Origin of the sequence: Mycobacterium sp. E2733 (assembly GCF_001667585.1) — a bacterium.
Classification (GTDB): domain Bacteria; phylum Actinomycetota; class Actinomycetes; order Mycobacteriales; family Mycobacteriaceae; genus Mycobacterium.
In genome coordinates this window covers 1-20372 of the sequence record NZ_LZJZ01000138.1, presented here as the reverse complement: position 1 = coordinate 20372, position 20372 = coordinate 1, and the positions used below count along the sequence as shown (strand labels likewise).

The window sequence follows — 20372 nt, the reverse complement described above, 5'->3', positions numbered from 1 at the left end:
ACCGGCGTTGTTGACCAAATATCTGCCCAACCGTAAAGTCCGGCTTGGTCGCCAGTCGAAGGGTTTAAGACAAGCAAACGTGGACTTCTCATACCCGGCGGAAGTGGAAGAATTCCGCATCGAGCTGCGCGACTGGCTGTCGGCGAACCTGACCGATGAGCTGGTGGCCGCTCGCCGGCCCGCCGGACGCGATGACGCCGCGATCGAGATGCTGCGCGCGTGGAGCGCGACAATGGCCGACGCGGGCTGGGCCGCGGTCTCTTGGCCCCGCGAATACGGCGGCCGCGGCGCAACGGTTCTCGAGCAACTGGTCTACACCGAGGAAACCACGCGCGCCCGAGCCCCTATGCCGCTCAATGTTATTGGGCTGAACAATATAGCGCCGGCGATCATGCAATACGGCACCGAGTCCCAGAAGCTCACGCTGCTCCCCCGCATGATGCGCGCCGACGACATCTGGTGTCAAGGGATGTCGGAACCCGAAGCGGGGTCCGATCTCGCGGCGCTGCGCACCCGCGCGGTGCGCGACGGTGACGACTTCGTCGTCAACGGGCAAAAGATCTGGACCTCGCTGGGGCATCGGGCGGACTGGTGCCAGCTGTACGTGCGCACCGACCCCGACGCACCGAAACACAAGGGCATTTCCTGCCTGATCGTCGACATGACGCTGCCCGGCATCGAAGTCCGTCCGCTGGTGACGCTCAACGGCGAGGCCGATTTCGCCGAGGTGTTCTTCCACGACGTGCGGGTCCCGGCGGACGCGTTGCTCGGACCGCTGAACGCGGGCTGGCAGGTGGCCACGACCACGCTCAGCCATGAGCGCGCCGGGGCGGCACGGCTGTACGCCGAAATGCAGGTGCGGCTGGAAGAACTCGTCGACGACATCGCGAAGGAAGGACGCGCGCCCAGCCCTCTCCGGGACCCGGTGACGCTGCGGCGCCTCGGCGAAATCGCGCTCCGCATCAAGTATCTCGAAGTTTTGTGCCAGCGGTCGATCTCGGCGACGCTGCACGGCGGATCCGAAACTACAGCGTTTGCCTCGGCAAGCCTCGCCAAGACGGTGTGGGGCGAGATCGGGCAGGACATGGCCGCCCTGGGATTCGACGTGCTGGGCACCCGCGGCGCCGGTGCGCCGTGGGCGAACTACCGTCTGACGGCGCGCTCGCTGACCATCGCGGGCGGCACGACACAGATCAACAAGAACATCACCGCCCAGCGGGTACTCGGGTTGCCGCGCAAATGAATCTCGAATTCACCGACGAGCAGGTCGCCCTGCGCGACACCACCCGGCGCTTTCTGGCCGAAAAGGCCCCGGTCTCGGGTCACGTGCGCCCGCTGCTCGATGATCCGATTGGCACCAATGAAGCGGTGTGGCTTGGCCTTGCCGATCTCGGGACCACCGGTCTTCTGGTAGCTGAGGACTACGGCGGCGCCGGCATGACCATGGTCGAGGCCGGCATCGTGGCCGAAGAGCTGGGCGCCGCCCTGCATCCGGGGCCGTGGTTGTCGACCGCGGTCGCCGCCACGCGAGCGCTGACGCGACTCGCCGCGGCCGATAACGCGTCCGGGCTGTTGAGCGGGATTGCCGATGGCACCACCGTTGCCACCGTCTGCTTCCCGGATGCCGAAAAGCCGTTGGTAGCCGCGAGCCGCCAGGGCGACCGCGCCGAGTTGCGGGGCGAGGTCGCCGCGGTGCCCGACGCCGCCGCCGCGGACGTCCTGTTGGTGTTCGCCGGGGAGGAGGGCGGCCTCGGGCTCTTCTCGGTACCGACCGGCTCGCCGGACGTTTCGGTCGCGCCCGAGCAAGGTATCGACCAGACGCGCAAGCAGTTCGGTATCGGCTTCCAGGCAACGCCCGCGCAACGGCTGGCCGCGGCGTCTTCGGACAGCGTCACGGCGGTGATCGACGACGTGTTGATCGCGACCGCCGCCGATGCCCTCGGCGCCGCGCGCGCAGTCATGGATATGGCCGTCGAATACGCCAAAGCCAGAACACAATTCGGCCAGCCGATCGGCTCGTTCCAGGCGGTCCAGCATCTGTGCGTTGACATGTTCGAGACCGTCGAGTTGGCCCGCAGCGGCGTGATCCACGCGCTGTGGGCGGCCGACAACGCCGATCCCGACGAGCGGCACCTGGCCGCGCTGCGGGCGAAGGCGTTCGCCGGTCGACTGGCCACCGTGGGCGACACGGCCATCCAGGTGTTCGGCGGAATCGGCTACACCTGGGAGCACGACGCACACCTGTACCTCAAGCGCCTGCTCAGCTGGAGCGCGTTTCGCGGTGGCCCGGACGAGTATCTAACCGAAGTCGGTGCGCGCCTTGCGAAGAGAGGCAAAACGTGATGGATGTCGAGTACCTGCTCACCGCCACCCGCTCGGCGCGTAAGACGCTCGACCTGGATGCGCCGGTCGACATGGCAGACATCCGGGAATGTCTGCGTATCGGTTTGCAGGCCGCCAACGGCTCCAATCAGCAGTCCTGGCGCTGGCTGGTGGTCACCGACCCGGCGTTGCGCCACGAGATCGCCGAGCTGTACCGCGCGGCCTACCTGCTGCGGGTCGGTGGCCAGATGATCGCCGACCTCGTGCCCGCCGGAACGCCCGAAGGGCGGATCATGTCGTCGACGGAGTGGCTGGTCGAGAACATGACCAGGGTGCCGCTGCTGGTGATCCCTTGCTATCAGCCCTACCTGCCGCGCATGGACGGAGACGAATCGTTTCATCAGGCCACGCTGTACGGCTCGATCTTTCCCGCCGTCTGGAACTTTCAGCTGGCGCTGCACAACCGGGGCTACGGGACGTGCATCACCACCCTGCATCTGCATCGCGAGGAGCAGGTGCGGCGGCTGCTCGGGATTCCCGAAACCTACGTCCAGGGCTGTCTACTTCCGGTGGGCCGGATTCGTGCCGGGCACACGTTCCGGCCCGCCCGTCGGCGGCCCGTCGGCGAGGTCGTTGCGCGCGACCGTTGGGGCGGGCCACCGCTTTAGAATGGGCTTCACACCGCTGTTACGCAGCGCATTTGTTGCGCCCGGTCTGATAGCCTCTAACAAAGATTTGGTTCGGTGAGAGGGACGAATGCGTATGTTTGTCAGTCCGCGGTCGTCCGGACATGCGCACCGCTGATCATGCCGAGAGCGGAGTCATTGGGCGCCACCACGGCTGAATTGGTCACACGCCGAACCGAGATCCTCACCACCGCCGCCTCGTTGATCGCAGAGTCCGGATTGCGGACCTCGTTGCAGGAGATCGCCGACGCGGCAGGGATTCTTCCCGGCAGCCTGTACCACCATTTCGAGTCCAAAGAGGCAATCCTCATCGAGTTGATCCGCCGCTATCAGGACGATCTGGATCGGATCGGGCAAGCCGCGCAAGCAAAGTTGGACAAACCCGACCCCCGGCCGGTTCCTGAGCAGGTCGTCGAGCTGGGCTCGGCGATCGCGGACTGCGCAGTGCGGCATCGGGCCGCACTGCAGATGTCTTTCTACGAGGGGCCGAGCACGGATCCGGAGCTGATGAAGCTGACGCAGCAGCGGCCCGTGGCGGTTCAGGAGGCGATGCTGCAAACGCTGCGCGCGGGCAGGTGGAGCGGCTACATCAAACCCGACATCGACCTGCCCACGCTGGCCGACCGAATTTGCCAGACCATGCTGCAGGTCGGCCTCGACGTCATGCGCCATAAATCCCCCGCCGACCAAGTGGCCGCGCTGCTTTGCCGAATCATGTTGCAGGGATTGGCAACCCGGCCCCCCGCCGACTCGGAACTCGACCGGTCCAAAGCCTTCGCCGCCGCCAGGGACGTCATCGAGACCTGGTCGGACGACAGCGAAGCCGATCCCAGCGACAAAGCGGCGCACGTCCGTGCGGTGGCGCGAACGGAATTCGGCCGCAAAGGCTACGAGGCCACCACCATCAGGGACATCGCATCCGCGGCCGGCCTGGGCACCGGGACCGTCTACCGGGTGATCGGATCGAAAGACGAGCTACTCGCATCGATCATGGAATCGTTCGGCCGGAAGGTCGAGGCGGGCTGGGTGAACGTCCTGCGCTCGGATGCCACTCCCATCGAGAAGCTGGACGCACTGAGCTGGGTCAACGTGAATGCGCTCGATCGGTTCTCCGACGAGTTCCGGATCCAGCTCGCCTGGATGCGTCAATCGCCGCCGGACACTCCCAACCCGGGCTGGTTATACGCGACCCGACTCCGGCAGATGAAAACGCTCCTTTCCGACGGCATCCGATCGGGCGAGATCGGTGTGGACGGCGCGTCCACGGCGATGCTGGCGCGCTGCGTCATCGGCTTGCAGTGGATACCGGAGAACATCCTTGCCGAGGTCGGCAAACGCGCGGCGCTGGTACACGTGCGGGACACGGTTTTGCGCGGTGTGGCGGTTCGCGCCGGGTAGGTATTGAACCAAAAAACTGTTACCCATACAGTTGGGCGATTAGAATCGCATTGGCAGTGAATGAGAAGGGGATTTCCATGACTGTTGTCGATCGGTTGCGCTACGACGGCAAGCGGGCTCTCGTCGTCGGCGGCGCCACCGGCATGGGCGCAGCGGCGGCCAAGTCGGCCGCCGAACTCGGCGCCGAAGTGATCGTGATGGACTACGCGCCGGTCAACTACGACGTCGCCAAGTCCATCCAGGTGGACCTGCGCGACCCCGCGTCGATCGACGCCGCGCTCGAGCAACTCGACGGTCCGATCCACGCCCTGTTCTCGGCAGCCGGCATCGCCGACGGGACAACCGACCTGATGGCGATCAACTTCATCGGCCACCGCCATCTCATCGACCGGCTGCTCGAGAAGAACCAGCTTCCTTCGGGCTCGGCGATCTGCTTCATCTCCTCGGTCGCCGGAATGGGCTGGGAAAACGACCTGGAACTGCTGACGGAGTTCCTCGCCACGCCGGACTTCGCCTCGGCGCAAGAGTGGGTCAAGGCGCACGAAGCCGAAGGCATCATCCACTACGGCTTTTCCAAGAAGGTCGTCAACGCCTACGTCGCGACCCAGGGCTACCCGCTGCTGAAGAAGGGCATCCGGATCAACGCGATCTGCCCGGGCCCCACCGACACCCCGCTCGCCCAGGCCAACGCCGATCTCTGGCTCACTTTCGCGCAGGACTATCGCGAAGAGACCGGTTCGAAGGTGCACACCCCGGAGCAAATGGGTGACGTGATGGCGTTCCTGAACAGCGCCGCCGCCTTCGGCATCAGCGGGATCACCCTGCTGGTGGACTACGGGCACACGATGGCGTCGCTCACCAACGCCTACCCGCCGGGCAAGCCGATCATCGACATCATCATGGGGCGGGTAAAGCTCTAGCATGGCGAGGCGCCCGGCTGTCCGGGCGCCGGGTCGCAAGCTACCGTCGGGGGCATGGCACGGATCATCGTCATCGGCGGCCACGGCAAGGTCGCGCTGCAACTCGCCCGCGTCCTGAGCGAACGCGGCGACGAGGTGAGTTCGGCCTTCCGGAACCCCGACCACTCCGACGATGTGGCGGCCACCGGGGCCAAGCCGGTGGTGGCCGATGTCGAACAGCTGGACACCGACGCGCTGGCCGGCTTGGTGGCCGGGCACGACGCGGTCGTCTTCTCGGCGGGAGCGGGCGGGGGCAACCCGGCACGAACCTATGCCGTCGACCGCGACGCCGCCATCCGGGTGATCGATGCCGCCGCGCGGGCCGGTGTCAAGCGATTCGTGATGGTCTCCTACTTCGGTGCGGGGCTGGATCACGGTGTCCCGCAGGAGAATTCGTTTTACCACTACGCGGAGGCCAAGGCGGCCGCCGATGCCCACCTGCGCGCCAGCGGCCTCGACTGGACCATCCTGGGACCGGGCCGGCTCACCCTCGAACCGGCCACCGGCCACATCGCGCTGGGGCAGGGCAAAGGGGAAGTGTCCCGGGCCGACGTCGCGCTCGTGGTGGCCGCGGCGTTGGCGGACGACTCGACCGTCGGCCGAACGATCGACTTCAACAACGGCGAGACTCCCATCGCCGATGCGCTGGCAAGTCAGGCCGGAAGGCCGGAGTAAACTCCGGCACGCAGCTGGTCTGCCGTCGCCGCCCCACGCGACGCCGGCATCGAGCGAGGCAGGTTAGTAACGCTTCGCGAGAGGGAACCCGGTGAGAGCCCGGGACTGTCCCGCAGCGGTATGCAGGAACGACCGCCGTCAACCAAGCACTGGTCTCAGCGCTGAACCGAGACTGGGAAGCGACGGCCATTAGGAACTGCCCGGCTCCACAGCGGCCCTTCCGGGCCGCATCGTCGGCCGGGCGTAGGAGCACCGCCGGGTGCGCGCCTGCGAGTCCGAAGACCTGCCAGCCGTGCCGGGCGCGCCGCGTCCGGCGGCTCATCGCCTCGTGGAATGGGCGTTCGGCTGAAGGCGTTGCGGTTGTGCGCAAGGTGCATACCGCACGGATCGGCTGCGCGTCCTCCGGCGGTGACCACCCCGCTGATTGATAGGACCAGATCGTGACCGCTCAACCATTCACCGCCACCGTCATCGGCTCGCCACGCATCGGGCCGAAGCGCGAACTCAAACGCGCCACCGAGGGCTACTGGGCCGGGCGCACCAGCCGAGCCGAACTAGAAAACGTCGCCGCCACCTTGCGCCGCGACATGTGGGCCGGTCTCGCCGCCGCAGGCCTGGACTCCGTTCCGGTGAACACGTTCTCCTATTACGACCAGATGCTGGACACCGCGGTGATGCTGGGCACGCTGCCGGCCCGGGCTGCGCAGGTCCCCGACGATCTGGACCGCTACTTCGCCGCCGCGCGCGGCAATTCCGACGTCGCGCCGCTGGAGATGACCAAGTGGTTCGACACGAACTACCACTACCTGGTTCCCGAGATCGAGCCCGCGACCGCGTTCTCGCTCAACCCCGACAAGGTGCTTTCCGAGTTGAAAGAGGCTCTCGGGCAAGGGGTTCCAGCCCGTCCGGTCGTCATCGGGCCGATCACCTTCCTGCTGTTGAGCAAGGCGGTCAACGGCGGTAGTGCGCCGATCAAGCGGCTCGAGGAGCTGGTGCCGATCTACGCGGATCTGCTGTCCCTGCTCGCCAACAACGGCGCGCAGTGGGTGCAGTTCGACGAGCCGGCGTTGGTGACCGACATCTCCCCCGATGCCCCGGCGCTGGCCGAGGCCGCATACAACGCGCTGGGCAAGTCGACCAACCGCCCGGCCATCTTCGTCGCGACCTACTTCGGTGATCCCGGCGCCTCCCTCGCGGGGCTGGCCCGCACCCCGGTCGAGGCGATCGGCGTCGACCTGGTGTACGGCGCCGACACCGCGCTGGCGGGCATTCCGGAGTTGTCCGGCAAGACCCTGGTGGCCGGCGTCGTCGACGGGCGCAACATCTGGCGCACCGACCTGGAGGCGGCGCTCGACAAGTTGGCCACCGTGTTGGGTTCCGCTGGCACAGTGGCGGTCTCGACCTCGTGCTCCACGATGCATGTGCCGTACTCGCTGGAGCCGGAAACCGATCTGGACGACGCGCTGCGCAGCTGGCTGGCGTTCGGGCAGGAGAAGGTCACCGAGGTGGTGACGCTCGCGCGCGCACTGCGCGACGGGCGCGAGTCCGTCGCCGACGCGATCGCGGCGTCCAACGCGGCGGTGGCCTCCCGTAAGAGCGACCCGCGGCTGCACAACGACGCGCTGCGCGAACGCATCGACTCGATCGTCAAGTCGGGCACCCACCGCGGCGACGCGGCCGCGCGCCGCGCCAGCCAGGAAGCGCGGCTGCACCTGCCGCCGCTTCCGACCACGACCATCGGCTCCTACCCGCAGACCTCCGCGATCCGCAAGGCGCGCGCCGCGCTGCGGACCGGCGAGATCGACCAGGCGGAGTACGAGAAGCGGATGAAGAAGGAGATCGCCGACGTCATCAGGCTGCAGGAGGAACTCGGGCTCGACGTGCTGGTGCACGGTGAACCGGAGCGCAACGACATGGTGCAGTACTTTGCAGAGCAGCTCGAGGGCTTCTTCGCGACGCAGAACGGCTGGGTGCAGTCGTACGGCAGCCGCTGCGTGCGCCCACCGATCCTCTACGGCGACGTGGTCCGCACCCACCCGATGACCGTCGAGTGGATCAAATACGCGCAGTCGTTGACCGGCAAGCCGGTGAAAGGCATGCTCACCGGTCCGGTCACCATCCTGGCGTGGTCGTTCGTCCGCGACGACCAGCCGCTGGCCGACACCGCCAACCAGGTGGCGCTGGCCATCCGTGACGAGACCGTGGACCTGCAGTCCGCGGGCATCGCCGTCATCCAGGTCGACGAACCGGCGCTGCGGGAGCTGCTACCGCTGCGCCGCGCGGACCAGGAGGACTACTTGCGTTGGGCCGTCGGGTCTTTCCGGTTGGCCACCTCCGGCGTCGACAACTCCACGCAGATCCATACCCACCTGTGCTACTCGGAATTCGGTGAGGTGATCGGGGCCATCGCCGATCTGGACGCGGACGTGACGTCCATCGAGGCGGCACGCTCGCACATGGAGGTGCTCGACGACCTGAACGCGGCCGGTTTCGCCAACAGCGTCGGCCCCGGCGTCTACGACATCCACTCCCCGCGGGTGCCGAGCAAGGCCGAGATGGCGGAGTCGTTGCGCGCGGCGCTGAGAGCCGTTCCCGCGGAACGGCTCTGGGTCAACCCCGACTGTGGGCTGAAGACCCGCAACTCCGATGAGGTCACCGCGTCGCTGAAGAATATGGTCGCCGCGGCGCAGGAGGTGCGGTCGGGCGCTTAGCCGAGTGTCACGCCGGCGTGGCGCTCCGCGCCGAGCGTCACGCTGGTGTGGCCTCGTCCGACAGCACCTCGACGGGGACATCGTCGGCCCACGGTTGCCGGGTCACCATGTCGGCGACCCGGACGATGCCGCGCTCGAACTCGCCCGTCGCCGCGTCCACCAGCCGATACGCCTGGGTCTGCTTGTGGATCGGCTGCGCGTCAAGCAGGACCACCCGCACCTCCCCCGGTTCGAAGTGGCAGCGCTCCTGCAGTGCAGCGATCAGCTGCTCGTTGTGCATGTGGCCGTCGCCGAAGTTCCAGCCGATGGCGGTGCTGCAGATGCGCTCGCCGTCGGTGAGGACATAGTCGTCCTCGTTCTGGCCGGCCATCGCGCGATGCGCGAGCGTGAACAGCGCGCGGCCGTGAGTGTTGAACCCGCGGAACGCGTATCCCATGTAGAGCGGGATCTGCGCGGCCTCCGGGCTGCCGTAGAACCGCTCCAGCTGGGCCTGCGGCATGCTCGCGATCGCCACGATGCCCCTGGTGATCTTGTCGGTGGCCGATCCCTTGATGCACCACAGCGTGGTGTCCCAGTTGCCGGCGTAATACCGCATCCCCGGCAGGAACGAGATCTTGCGCGGAAACATGTTGCCCAGCAGGACAATTCCCGCGATGACGACGAACAGTATCGCCACCACCACCGGGTGCCTCAGGTCGCGCAGCCCCAAGCGGGCGTGCGCGACGAACAACGACAGCACCCCGAAGATCATGAAGACGTTCCACTCCAGCGGCACGCCCATGGGGATTGACACGAGGATGCCCAGGTGGAAGCAGACCATGACGATGGCGGCCACCGTGATGGGCCAGCCGCTGTGACAGAAGAACAACGGCAGCGGCACCAGCATCTCGATGGCGGTGCTGATATGCGCCAGCCATCGCGACAGCCGCCCGGGCCGCAGATCGTCCGGGAACTTCTCGAAGAACTGCCGCTTCAGCCACCGGGGCCGCACCAGCGGGTTGTTGGACATCATCGTGGAGATCACGAACGGGAAGTGCTTGTTGAGCTTCGAGGTCGCGGCGCCCATCCAGATGACCAGGAACACCACCTTGGACCCGACGATCATGTCGGGCGCACCGAAGAGGAACGTGACCGTCATGGTCGCGTACACCTCTCCGCGGGCGGCCAGGAAGATCACCTTGTCGCGCAGCCCGAGCACGCCGAGCAGCAGCAGGATGAGCACGATCTTCCACGCGGGCAGCAGCCCGATCGCGGTGCCCAACTCGGGCATCGGTCCGGTGCCGTCGGCGAACAGCGCGCTGAACGTCACCAGCAGGAACAGTGCGTACAGCGCGACATCGACCGGCTTGCGCTTGGTGCCGCTGGTGAGCGGGAACCGGTCCGGCCACGGTGGCAACCGGATGGTGCCGAAGCGCATCCAATACAGGATCGAGCCCATCGGCGGGAAGAACCGGTTGTTCAGCGGGCCGAAGCCGCAACCGAGCCCGACCACCTCGAAGAGCATCGTGTAGAGCACGACCTTCTCGAACACGATGGGCTCCGACCACCACGATGCGACGTGAGTGAACCCACCAAGTCCCCTGGTGGCCGAGGCGAACAGCCATGCGCCCAGGATGTAGAGCAGGATTTTGACGACGTAGAACAGGTGCAGCGCGACCGGCGTGCCGAAGCCCACCTCGGCCCAGTGCTTGGCCATCGGGCGGATCTTTTCGCTACGGGTGCCCTTGTTCCACTCGGCCATATCGAGCTGCGGCAGCTCGGGCTTGAGAAATCCCATGGTGGTCAGATTAGAACGTGTTCTAGGCGCGCGTCGCCCAAGCCCGGCAACAAAGCTTTGCCTGCCACTTGGCCGCCGGATAGCGTGGAACCGGATCGGCGCGGTCCCTAGGAGGCGTCCATCATGAACAGGTTTCGAATTCTCTTATCGGCCTCGGCGCTGGCGATGTTCGCGGCTGTCTCGCCCGTCGCCCGGGCGGACGCGCCCGCGCCGGGCGATGCCTGCACGGTCTTGCACGCGACCACCCAGGACGCCAACAACAGGACGATGTGGTGCAACCCCACGATGACGGGCACCCATGACCTGGTGTGGCAATACGGCGGGCCCGCCCCCAGCCCCTAACCAGAGTCGTTGTCGGGCAACCAGATTCCTGGCGGGATCACCGGTGCCCGCTCGAGGATCCGCGGATCAACCATCACGTTGAGCGCGTCGAGGTCGCCCGCCCGCAGCACGGCGAGCGCATCCACGGTGGAGAGGAACCGTTCCCGTTCAGCCGGTTCCACGACCTCGCCGGCGAGCTCGGTGAACTTCTGCACGTACTGCGGGCGCCGGAAGGGCCGGGCACCGAACGGATGCGCGTCGGCGACGGCCAGCTCGTCGACGATCACTTCCCCGCTCTTCAGCCTCACCTCGGCCCGCGCCCCGAACGCCCTCTCGGCGGGATCCGTCGAGTGGTAGCGCCGGGTCCACTCCGGGTCCTCGACGGTGGAAATCTTGCGCCACAGTTCGACGGTGTCGGGCCGATGAGCCCGCTCGGGAGCGTAGGAGCGTTCGTGGTGCCAGCTGCCGTCCTGCAGCGCAACGGCGAAAATGTAGGGCAGCGAGTGGTCGAGCGTCTCGCGCGACGCGTCCGGGTCGAACTTCTGCGGGTCCGCGGAGCCCGTTCCGATCACGACGTGGGTGTGGTGGCTGGTGTGCAGCACGACGGTCGCGACCGCACCGAGGTCGCCTATGCGTTCGCGTAGCCGCCGGGCCAGGTCGATCGGCGCCTGGCTCTGATACTCGGCGGAGTGCTCCTTGGTGAAGCTGTCCAGGATCGCGCGCTTGGCCTCGCCGGGAGCGGGCAGCGGCACCCGGTATTCGCGTTCGGGTCCGCCCAACAGCCACGCGATCACTCCGTCCTCGCCCTCCCAGATGGGCGCCGGAGACCCCTCGCCGCGCATCGCCCGATCGACCGCCTCGATGGCAACCTTGCCGGCGTGCGCCGGGGCGAACGCCTTCCAGCTGGAGATCAGCCCCTTGCGGGATTGGCGGGTGCTGGTGGTCAGGTGCAGCGCCTGCCCGACCGCCTGGTAGATCGTCTCCGTGTCCAGCCGCAGCATGGTTCCGATACCGGCGGCCACGGACGGACCCAGGTGCGCCACGTGGTCAATCTTGTACTCGTGCAGGCAGATTCCCCGGGCCAGGTCGATCTGGATCTCGTAGGCGGTGGCCAGGCCGCGAATCAGGTCGGCGCCCGGCAGGCCCAGCTGCTGCGCGACCGCGACCAGCGGGGGAATGTTGTCACCCGGGTGGGAATACTCGGCGGCCAAATACGTGTCGTGGAAGTCGAGTTCGCGCACCGCGACGCTGTTGGCCCAGGCCGCCCACTCCGCCGAATAGGTTCCGTCGACGCCGAAAACCCTGGCCCCGCGCCGCCTGGGATGGGCCAGCGCCTGTTGGCGCGCCACCGTGACGGGACGGCGCAGCACGGCGGCGGCGCTGACCGCCGCGTTGTCGATGATCCGATTCGCCACCATCTCCGCGGTTTCCGGTTCGACGGCGACCGGATCGGCGGCGACGTCGGCGATCTTGGCCGCCAGGTGTTCGCGGCGGGGGAAGTGGTCGGAGCTGCGCCGCGTCCGAACCGTGTGCATCAACACAATCCGCACCCTATGACCAACGGGTGCAGAAATCTCCGTTAACCCACCGCCACCGGCACCGGCCGAGGTGTACTTTGCTGCTGGGGCGGTGGAAGTTGAGGAGCCAGCCGTGTCAGAGGTCGATTATTGCGTGGTCGGAGCGGGATTCGCGGGTTTGACGGCCGCCCTGCGGTTGAAACGGGCGGGCCATTCGGTGGCCTTGCTGGAGGCGCGTGACAGGGTCGGCGGCCGCACCTTCACCGAGTACCGCCCCGACGGGACGTGGATCGATCGCGGCGGCGCGTGGATCGGACCGGGCCAGGACCGGATCTACGCGATGATGGACGAGTTCGGCGTCCCCGAGTACAAGCAGCACAACGACGGCGACGCCATGATGATCGTCGACGGCAAGAAGCACCGCTATGGCGGCACCATCCCGTGGACTATGAGCCCGTGGGCTGTCGCCAACCTCGGCGTCGGTCTGCTGTCGATCGAGAAGATGGCGAAATCGCTTCCGCGCGAAGCGCCGTGGGACGCCAAGCATGCTGACGAGTGGGACCGCATCAGCGTGGGCGAATGGATCGAGCAGAACACCATGTCCAGGCAGGCCCGCGAAATGCTGGACATGGCACTGGCCGGCACCTACACCTCGGCGGGATCGGAGACGTCGCTGCTGTGGTGTCTGTTGCAGATGGGCTCCGGTGGGGGTCCCACGTTCGTCATCTCCGGCGAGGGGGGCGCCCAGGATGCCCGCCCCGTCGGGGGGATGGGCGCCATCTACACTCCCATCACGGCCGAATTGGCTGACGCCGTGCACCTTTCGCAACCGGTACGGCAGATCGCGCAGGACGCCGATGGCGTGACGGTGACCGCGGCCGACCTGACGGTGCGCGCCCGGCGGGTCATCGTGGCGATCCCGCTGGCGGTCGCCTCCTCGATCGTCTACGAGCCGTTGCTGCCGGTTGATCGGGCGATGCTGCACCAGCGCATGCCAAGCGGAGCGGTCATCAAGACGTCGATCATTTACGACGAGCCGTTCTGGCGCGCGGACGGGCTGTCGGGTCAATCGGCCGCACCGGGAACCCCGGCGACCCTGACGATCGACGCCTGCACGGACACCGGCGACCCCGGCGTCATGTGCATTATCACCGAGGGGCCGGCGGCGCGGCGGCTGACGAAGCTCAACGAGGCCGAGCGGAGAGCGGCGCTCGTCGGCGAGCTGGTCGACCGGTTCGGCGAGAAGGCCAGGACGCCTGAGGAATACCACGAGCAGAACTGGACGATCGAGCGCTACTCCGGCGGCGGAATGATCAGCCACGCCCCGACCGGCGTGCTGACCGAATTCGGTTACACCCTGCGCGAGCCCTGCGGCCGCATCCACTGGGCCGGGACGGAAAGCTCGGCCGTGATGTGCGGGTGGATCGACGGCGCGATCCGCTCCGGTGAGCGCGCCGCGACCGAAGTCCGGGAAGCCGAGACCGCCGCGGTCGCCTGACCAAATACCCTGCGCCACCTTGTTTCAGCGGCGCCAGAGCGGCGCTCTATGCCCTGACCGCACGTTGAAGGGGCGCAACCGATTAAGAGTCGAAGTGGATCGTCGATGGCGCGGGATCCGCAGCGCTTAGGGCTGTGCTGCGCGCACTTAACCACTTCGCGTGAGCAGGATGGCCCCTGATTTGCGAAGGCACCCGCCGGCGTTTAACCTGCCACTTTTGGGGAATTGTGATGTAGACGTCCAAGCGCTGTAGCCGCTGGTACTGGCGATCCTTAAACCGCCAAAGTTGAGCCGGATCGGTTGCTTACCTTACAAGCAACCATAATTGAAGACCAAAAGGTAATAACTCACAGGAAATTCATGAGAATGTTGTCTAACAAGAATAGATTCCCCGGAAACAGATTTATACAAAAGCAACAATCAATGGCTGCTGACCGGAATCCGAACCACAAGTACATCCAACAGTGCCCTGAATGCAGGCAGATACACGAGACACGCAGGGAAAACGACGAGTACTGCAATCAGTGCAAAGACGACAAATTAACCGCTTAGACAATTCCAAGTCTCCCTCGGCCGGTCGCCGCGACGACAAGCGGACCACCGATGCTATTCATGGTTTTTGACCCCTAGCGTGCGGCGGCATTTGGGTGTTGGCTTGCCTTGTGGCAAACAGCCACATCGGGTTAGGAGGCACCATCATGACCATCGTCTCGTACGTAACGATCCACCCGAACCCAGGTGTTCAATGGGACGAGGTGCAGAAGCAACTCAAGAAGACGATTGATCTCGCCCGCAAGCACGGCGCCGAGAACGTCACCGTGCTGGCGACCATGGTCGGCGGTCCCGCCACCAACGCGATCGGCCTACTTTCCACCGCCGAGGACTGGGCGCGGTACGGCCAGATCCAGCACGCGTTGATGGGCGACCCCGAGATGCAAGCCGCCATGATCGAGGCAGGCCAGATCGCCACCTGGGAGACCTACGTCAGCCAGACGATCGACGTGTAACGCGTCGGTTGTAAGTCATTGAACCTCAAGATTGAAGTGGATCGGGCCGGCCTGGTTGGGCCGGCCCGATACGCTCGTTCCCCCTTTTAAGGCCACCGCGGATTCAGCCACGCCGGTATGAGCCGCGAGGAGGCCGACCCTAGCTAACCAGCCTGCTTAGCGGGCGGCCGGTAGAAGATCACCAGCTGCCCGATCGCCCCGGCCAGGCCCAGCACGACAGAGATGAGCAGCCCGCGCCAGCCGTCCATCCAGTTGTGCCCGAAGACCACGTAGTCCAGGCTGAGCTTTCCGGCGCCCAGGGTGGCCACGGCGATGGCGCTGACCGCCAGGACCAGGTTGTACTCCCAGCCCTCCTTGACGATGAAGAAGCCGTTGGCACGGTGCACTGTCCAGGCCGCGACCAGCATCAACGACACGAAGCCGGCGGCGGGAATCGGCGTGAGCAGACCGGCGGCCAGGCCGAGCCCGGCGGCCATCTCCGTCGTCGCGGCCACGGTGGCGTGGAACCTGCCCGGCTTCATGCCGATGCTTTCGAACCACCGCGCGGTGCCCGGGATGCGGCCGCCACCGAAGAACTTGTTGTAGCCGTGCGCGGCCAACGTCACGCCCAATACCAGCCGCAGGACCAGTAACCCGACGTCGTAGGGAGTCATACCTGCAAACCTAGATCATCAGGCGGATCGGATAACAGGACCGCCGAGCAGCTAACTCCCATGAGCCGTGTGGGAGCATTGCGGACGTTCCGACGTTCCCCGATCAGCAGCCGACCAGAAGGGGGTGCACCACGGCTCGTATCGCACGAGGCAGCGGCGCTCCCCATCGCGCGTCTGAGGCCGCTCCTGGCGGGCATCTCGTGGTGTTACTGGACGGCACGGCGAGTCATCCGCGGGCGCTGCTGGGCAACAAGGGCCACGGCATCGAGGTCATGCGCCGGCACGGCCTGCCGGTACCGCCCGCGTTCTGCATCACCACCGAGGTGGGGCTGCGGTACCTCGCCGACCCTGGGGCCACGATCGACGCGATCTGGGACGACGTGCTGGACCGGATGAGCTGGCTGGAGGCGCAGACTTCGCGCACATTCGGTCGGGGTCCGCGTCCACTGCTGGTCAGCGTGCGCTCGGGGGCCACCCAGTCGATGCCGGGCATGATGGACACGATCTTGGATCTCGGCATGAACGATGACGTCGAGCAAGCGCTGGCCGCGGCCGACGCCGCAGCTTTCGCCCGCGACACGCGCCAGCGGTTCGACCGCATGTACCGGCGCATCGTCGGGTTGGACAGACACGAATCCCTGCCAAACGACCCCTACGCGCAGCTACGCGCCGGCATCGAGGCGGTGTTCGCCTCGTGGAACTCACCCCGGGCGGTCGCCTACCGCGCCCATTCCGGCGTCGACGATCAGAGCGGGACGGCGGTCGTCGTGCAGGCGATGGTGTTCGGCAACCAGGGCCGCGATTCCGGTGCGGGGGTTCTCATTTCGCGCAACCCCATCACCGGCGACCACACACCGTTCGGCGAATGGCTGCCCGGCGGACAGGGCGACGACGTGGTCTCCGGATCGGTCGCCGTCGAACCGATCGCCGCCCTGCGCGACGAGCAGCCGGCCGTCTATTACGAGTTGATGGACACCGCCGGAAGGTTGGAGCGGCTCGGGTCCGACGTCCAAGAGATCGAGTTCACCGTCGAAGACGGCAAACTGTGGCTGTTGCAGACACGGGACGCGGAGCGGTCGGCGCAGGCCGCGGTGCGCCTCGCTCTACAGCTGCGGCACGAGGGGCTCATCGATGACGCCGAGACGCTGCGGCGGGTGACGCCGACGCACGTGCAGACGCTGCTGTTGCCGGCGCTGCAACCTGAAATACGCTTGGCAGCAAAGCTTTTAGCCGAGGGATTGCCGGCCTGCCCGGGTGTGGCGTCGGGTAGGGCATACGCCGATGTCGACGCGGCGCTCGATGCCGCCGAGCGGGGTGAGTCGGTGATCCTGGTGCGCGACCACACCCGGCCGGAAGACGTCTCCGGCATGCTTGCCGCGCAAGGCATCGTCACGGAGGTCGGCGGTGCGGCGAGTCACGCGGCAGTGGTCAGCCGCGAACTCGGCCGGGTGGCCGTGGTGGGCTGCGGGGAGGGGGTCGCCGCGTTCCTGGACGGCAAGCTGATCACCGTCGACGGTGCCGAGGGCGAAGTGCGCGAGGGCAACCTGAGCCTGTCCGCCTGGTCGGAAAGCGATACGCCCGAACTGCGGGAGCTGGCCGACATCGCGCGGCGGCTCAGCCCGCTGCGCGCCCACACCTCCGGCGACCATCCGCGGCTGGATGACGCCACGGAGGACGCGGTGGCGGCGGCGATGGACAGCCGGCATACCGACGTCGTGTCGGCCACCCCGCTGATCGTCATGCTGACCGCACTGCGGCTGGAGGGTGAGGCGACGTCATGACCGAATTGGCGGTGTTGCAAGCGGTTCGGCTGAAAGGCCGGCTGCGCCCCGCCGAGCTGGCCGAGACACTGAACGCGGACCGTGCCGACGTGGCGGCCATCGTCGAACAGCTGACCGCGGCAGGCCTACTGGTCGAAGGTGCGACGGTGCGGATCACCCCCGACGGGCGCGACCGGCTCGCGGCGCTGCTGGACAAGGAGCGCAGGGGCGCTGACCGGGCAGCGCTGACCGCCGCGTACAACGACTTTCGGCCCGTCAACGCCGAGTTCAAATCCGTGGTCACGGATTGGCAACTCAAGGGCGGCCCCGGCGGCGCCCCCAACGCGCACGATGACGCGGAATACGACGCCGCCGTGCTGGCGCGCCTCGACGATGTGCACGCGCGGGTGCTGCCCATCATCGAGTCGGTCGCGGCGCAGCTGCCGAGGTTGAGCGCCTACCCGGCGAAATTGGTTGCGGCACTGGATAAAGTGCGTGCAGGCGACACCGCGTGGCTGACCAGACCACTCATCGACTCGTACCATACCGTGTGGTTCGAGCTGCACGAGGAGTTGATTTCCGCCGTCGGCCTAACCCGGGAGGAAGCGGCCCGATCCGGCGACGCGCAGTAGCTACAGCGCCGCGTCGAGGAGCCGCACGTAGGCGTCGATGTCAGGAACGGCCGAGTCGGCCGCGTGCACGCTGATCGCGATGGTGTCGCCGATACCGTGCACGCCGTGCGTCAGCCCCATCACCGGCGACAGCGCCGGGTAGCCGGCCGTCAGGACCACTCGGGCCTCCCCGAAGCTGAGGTCGGCCGGCCCTCGGTAAACACTGGACACCACGGTGTTGCCGGACACCTGCTCGGGCCGGACGTCGAAATCGAACTGGCTTACGCCCCAACGCAACAGAACCGCGGGCACCGCGGCGAAAGCACGGTCTGCGTAACGCGTGGCCGGATGCGCGAAGCGACGCCGGCCGTTGGCCAGCTCCGCCGCGATCCGCTCGGCGCGGGCTTCCCACCCCAGCTTCGGATACAGACCCACCGTGACGTTGCCGAAGTGGTTGTGGGCTTGCGCAACACCGGGTTTGGCCATCGGGACCTCGGCGCCCAGCGTATCGGCCGCACCCCCCAGCAGCCCGTAGAGCGCCGTGGATATCGCCGATAGCGCGCCCACGGTGACGGTGGGGCCGCGCAACTGCCTGCGGTGCCGCACCAGTGTGCGCACCGAGCGGGCAGTGCCGGGGCGCGCATTCGTCGGCAGCAGGGGCCGGGGACCGACCCCGGGGGCCAGCAGCCCCGCGCCGGTGTCGCGCTCCAGCTGGCGATGGGCGCGTGCCGCCTGGGCCGCTCGCCACGGCAGGAACCCGGCCCGTAGCCGTCGCACCGCGGGCACGGGATCGGGCCGGCCGAACAGCCAACCCGCCATCACCGATGCCCGCGCCCCGTCGGCCAGCGCGTGCGCGACCTGCATCACCACCACGCTCCCCGGGCCGGTCACGCCCGGTATGCCCAGCACCGGTGTGAAGACATGCAGCCGCCATGGCATCCGGCACACGTCCAGTTGGTCAGCGGCAAGGGCGACTACGGCTGCCAGGCAGCCGGCCCAGCTGTGGTCGTCGAGGTCATGGCGCACCACCTGGTCGGGCGTGACGGCGGCCGGAACCCACTGCGGATAGACCAGCGGTCCGCGATCCCGCACCCGCAGCGTCAGTGCCGGGTCCTGGTTGGCCCGCCGGCAGAGTTGCTCGATCGCGTGGGCGTAGTCGGCGGGCTCGCCGTCGAACGCGTAGAGCAGGAACTCGTCGTTGGGAATCTTGGCCGACATCCAGTAGAACTGCGCATCGACAGCGGCCAACCGCTGCGCGGCCATTCAGCCGGGTGAGCCGATGAACCCGAGGATCAGGTCGGCGACCTTGTCGGGCTGTTCGAGCTGCAGGAAGTGCCCGGCGTGATCCACGATGGCCACATCGCTGCCCGGTGGCAACACCTTCTCCGCCCAGCGGGCGAAAGCCGGTGTCATGCAGCCGTCGTCGCGGCCATGCAGGTACAGGCACGGCCACACGGGCTCTTCGGTCCACAGCTCGTTCAGTTCGGCATATTGCGCCGGCGGCCGGGTGTTGCGGATCGTGGCGCGGTACGGTCCGAGTGCCGCACGCCAGCTCTCCGGCGTCCCGATCGCCGCGTCGACATGGCGCAGGTCCTCGTCGGCGTGATATCCCGGTGACCACCGCCGCCACAACAACGGCAGCACCCAGGACGCGGAATGTTCTGGCAGCAAGGGCAATTGGAAGTACATGATGTACCAGCTGCGCAGGAGTTGACGCGCCAGGTGGCCGGCCAGCCGTCCCCGCTCCGCCGCGCCCGCCTTGCGACGGAAGCCCGCCGACGGCGGCACCGACATGATCACCGCCTTGGTGAATGGGCTGTCGGGCATGGCGGCCAAACCGGTGGTGGCGATCGCACCCCAGTCGTGACCGATCACCACGTCACCCTCGGTGCCGCCCGCCGCCGAGCGCGCCCGCAGGGCGTCGTCCATCATCGCGCCGACGTGATAGCTGCCGTCGGCCGGAATCGAAGACGGCGCGTATCCGCGCATGAAGGGGGCCACCACACGCCAGCCGGACTCGACGAGCCGGGGAGCGATCTTGCGAAAGCCGTAGGGGGTATCGGGGAAGCCGTGCAGGCACAGGGCGATGGGGCCACCGCGTGGCCCCCAGGTGAGTGCCTTCAGGTCCCCCGCAGGGCCGGGCACGTCGATCCAGCCTGGTTCACCCATATTGACTCCCTGCTCGGCGCATCCGCACGGACCAACCTAACGCGTGCGGGTTCACGACGCACCGACCGCATGCCACAAGCGGTCAAACCGCAGCGGCGACAGGGAGTTTCGTTATACCTGCGCGGCGGCCCGGTCCAGGTCGGCGATGATGATCTTTCGCATGCCATACATCGCTTGGGTGGCCGCCGCGGCGCGGGCCCGATCGGGATCGCTGATCAGCTCGAAGAGCCGGTCCGGGATGATCTGCCAGCTGAGGCCGAAGCGGTCTTTGCACCAGCCGCATTGCGATTCTTCGCCGCCGCCGCCGG

The 20372-nt window shown here is 67.2% G+C and carries 18 protein-coding genes and 1 riboswitch; of the genes, 12 read left to right on the top strand and 6 right to left on the bottom strand.

What is annotated here, in order from left to right:
- Positions 1–79 precede the first annotated feature (79 nt).
- From A5678_RS25625 to metE, 7 genes are all read left to right on the top strand, one after another.
- Positions 80–1243 carry an acyl-CoA dehydrogenase family protein gene (locus A5678_RS25625; RefSeq protein WP_068048899.1) on the top strand — a complete coding sequence of 388 codons (1164 nt, stop codon included), beginning with the start codon at positions 80–82 and terminating at the stop codon, positions 1241–1243.
- Positions 1240–2343 carry an acyl-CoA dehydrogenase family protein gene (locus A5678_RS25620; RefSeq protein ID WP_068048896.1) on the top strand — a complete coding sequence of 368 codons (1104 nt, stop codon included), beginning with the start codon at positions 1240–1242 and terminating at the stop codon, positions 2341–2343. Before A5678_RS25625 ends, A5678_RS25620 begins: the two co-directional genes overlap by 4 nt.
- Positions 2343–2990: a nitroreductase family protein gene (locus tag A5678_RS25615; RefSeq protein WP_068048893.1), complete on the top strand. Its 648-nt coding sequence runs from the start codon at positions 2343–2345 to the stop codon at positions 2988–2990. Before A5678_RS25620 ends, A5678_RS25615 begins: the two co-directional genes overlap by 1 nt.
- Positions 2991–3128: 138 nt before the next feature.
- Positions 3129–4406, top strand: a complete 1278-nt coding sequence (locus A5678_RS25610) for a TetR/AcrR family transcriptional regulator (RefSeq protein WP_068048892.1) — start codon at positions 3129–3131, stop codon at positions 4404–4406.
- Positions 4407–4483: 77 nt separating this feature from the next.
- On the top strand, positions 4484–5326 hold the full coding sequence (locus A5678_RS25605) for an SDR family oxidoreductase (protein ID WP_068048890.1): 843 nt from the start codon (positions 4484–4486) through the stop codon (positions 5324–5326).
- A gap of 54 nt (positions 5327–5380) precedes the next feature.
- A complete protein-coding gene (locus A5678_RS25600) occupies positions 5381–6040 on the top strand; it encodes an SDR family oxidoreductase (protein ID WP_068048887.1) in 660 nt (219 codons plus the stop codon).
- Positions 6041–6087: 47 nt separating this feature from the next.
- Positions 6088–6346: riboswitch (cobalamin riboswitch) on the top strand.
- A 134-nt stretch (positions 6347–6480) separates the two neighbouring features.
- Positions 6481–8751, top strand: coding sequence for a 5-methyltetrahydropteroyltriglutamate--homocysteine S-methyltransferase (gene metE / locus A5678_RS25595; RefSeq protein WP_068048882.1), 2271 nt, complete (start codon positions 6481–6483; stop codon positions 8749–8751).
- Between the two features lie 37 nt (positions 8752–8788).
- Here the strand turns inward: metE and A5678_RS25590 are convergent, their stop codons facing one another.
- Positions 8789–10528: a DUF3556 domain-containing protein gene (locus tag A5678_RS25590; protein WP_068048878.1), complete on the bottom strand. Its 1740-nt coding sequence runs from the start codon at positions 10526–10528 to the stop codon at positions 8789–8791.
- Positions 10529–10651: 123 nt separating this feature from the next.
- Here A5678_RS25590 and A5678_RS26840 point away from each other — a divergent pair, with 123 nt between their 5' ends.
- A complete protein-coding gene (locus tag A5678_RS26840; protein ID WP_082945742.1) occupies positions 10652–10870 on the top strand; it encodes a hypothetical protein in 219 nt (72 codons plus the stop codon).
- Here A5678_RS26840 and prpD read toward each other — a convergent pair.
- A complete protein-coding gene (prpD, locus tag A5678_RS25580; protein ID WP_068048931.1) occupies positions 10867–12384 on the bottom strand; it encodes a 2-methylcitrate dehydratase PrpD in 1518 nt (505 codons plus the stop codon). The two genes, A5678_RS26840 and prpD, sit on opposite strands and share 4 nt — an antisense overlap.
- Positions 12385–12499: 115 nt before the next feature.
- Here prpD and A5678_RS25575 point away from each other — a divergent pair, with 115 nt between their 5' ends.
- Both A5678_RS25575 and A5678_RS25570 read left to right on the top strand, forming a co-directional pair.
- Positions 12500–13864, top strand: a complete 1365-nt coding sequence (locus A5678_RS25575; RefSeq protein WP_068048871.1) for an FAD-dependent oxidoreductase — start codon at positions 12500–12502, stop codon at positions 13862–13864.
- A 698-nt stretch (positions 13865–14562) separates the two neighbouring features.
- Positions 14563–14871 (top strand): hypothetical protein, encoded by a 309-nt coding sequence (locus tag A5678_RS25570; RefSeq protein WP_068048868.1) that lies wholly within the window; start codon positions 14563–14565, stop codon positions 14869–14871.
- A gap of 143 nt (positions 14872–15014) precedes the next feature.
- On the opposite strand, the gene A5678_RS25565 is transcribed toward A5678_RS25570, so the two are convergent.
- Positions 15015–15524, bottom strand: a complete 510-nt coding sequence (locus tag A5678_RS25565) for a DoxX family protein (protein ID WP_068048865.1) — start codon at positions 15522–15524, stop codon at positions 15015–15017.
- A gap of 200 nt (positions 15525–15724) precedes the next feature.
- Between A5678_RS25565 and A5678_RS25560 the strand changes: the two genes are divergently transcribed.
- Positions 15725–17305 carry a pyruvate, phosphate dikinase gene (locus A5678_RS25560; protein WP_068048862.1) on the top strand — a complete coding sequence of 527 codons (1581 nt, stop codon included), beginning with the start codon at positions 15725–15727 and terminating at the stop codon, positions 17303–17305.
- Positions 17302–17916: a MarR family transcriptional regulator gene (locus tag A5678_RS25555; RefSeq protein ID WP_068048859.1), complete on the top strand. Its 615-nt coding sequence runs from the start codon at positions 17302–17304 to the stop codon at positions 17914–17916. Before A5678_RS25560 ends, A5678_RS25555 begins: the two co-directional genes overlap by 4 nt.
- Here the strand turns inward: A5678_RS25555 and A5678_RS25550 are convergent, their stop codons facing one another.
- From A5678_RS25550 to A5678_RS25540, 3 genes are all read right to left on the bottom strand, one after another.
- A complete protein-coding gene (locus A5678_RS25550; RefSeq protein ID WP_068048855.1) occupies positions 17917–19158 on the bottom strand; it encodes a WS/DGAT domain-containing protein in 1242 nt (413 codons plus the stop codon).
- Positions 19159–20064 carry an alpha/beta fold hydrolase gene (locus A5678_RS25545; protein ID WP_068048852.1) on the bottom strand — a complete coding sequence of 302 codons (906 nt, stop codon included), beginning with the start codon at positions 20062–20064 and terminating at the stop codon, positions 19159–19161. It abuts the gene before it with no gap.
- 111 nt (positions 20065–20175) lie between these two features.
- Positions 20176–20372 (bottom strand): VOC family protein (locus A5678_RS25540; protein WP_197502248.1); only part of this gene is annotated, 197 nt, incomplete at its 5' end.

What these genes read in the sequence shown, in the direction of transcription:
- A5678_RS25620 (WP_068048896.1), top strand. Translation starts at nt 1,240, where the DNA reads ATGAATCTCGAATTCACCGACGAGCAGGTCGCCCTGCGCGACACCACC.
- A5678_RS25610 (WP_068048892.1), top strand. Translation starts at nt 3,129, where the DNA reads ATGCCGAGAGCGGAGTCATTGGGCGCCACCACGGCTGAATTGGTCACA.
- A5678_RS25565 (WP_068048865.1), bottom strand. Translation starts at nt 15,524, where the DNA reads ATGACTCCCTACGACGTCGGGTTACTGGTCCTGCGGCTGGTATTGGGC.
- A5678_RS25615 (WP_068048893.1), top strand. Translation starts at nt 2,343, where the DNA reads ATGGATGTCGAGTACCTGCTCACCGCCACCCGCTCGGCGCGTAAGACG.
- A5678_RS25600 (WP_068048887.1), top strand. Translation starts at nt 5,381, where the DNA reads ATGGCACGGATCATCGTCATCGGCGGCCACGGCAAGGTCGCGCTGCAA.
- A5678_RS25605 (WP_068048890.1), top strand. Translation starts at nt 4,484, where the DNA reads ATGACTGTTGTCGATCGGTTGCGCTACGACGGCAAGCGGGCTCTCGTC.
- A5678_RS25555 (WP_068048859.1), top strand. Translation starts at nt 17,302, where the DNA reads ATGACCGAATTGGCGGTGTTGCAAGCGGTTCGGCTGAAAGGCCGGCTG.
- A5678_RS26840 (WP_082945742.1), top strand. Translation starts at nt 10,652, where the DNA reads ATGAACAGGTTTCGAATTCTCTTATCGGCCTCGGCGCTGGCGATGTTC.
- A5678_RS25550 (WP_068048855.1), bottom strand. Translation starts at nt 19,158, where the DNA reads ATGGCCGCGCAGCGGTTGGCCGCTGTCGATGCGCAGTTCTACTGGATG.
- A5678_RS25545 (WP_068048852.1), bottom strand. Translation starts at nt 20,064, where the DNA reads ATGGGTGAACCAGGCTGGATCGACGTGCCCGGCCCTGCGGGGGACCTG.
- A5678_RS25590 (WP_068048878.1), bottom strand. Translation starts at nt 10,528, where the DNA reads ATGGGATTTCTCAAGCCCGAGCTGCCGCAGCTCGATATGGCCGAGTGG.
- prpD (WP_068048931.1), bottom strand. Translation starts at nt 12,384, where the DNA reads ATGCACACGGTTCGGACGCGGCGCAGCTCCGACCACTTCCCCCGCCGC.
- A5678_RS25570 (WP_068048868.1), top strand. Translation starts at nt 14,563, where the DNA reads ATGACCATCGTCTCGTACGTAACGATCCACCCGAACCCAGGTGTTCAA.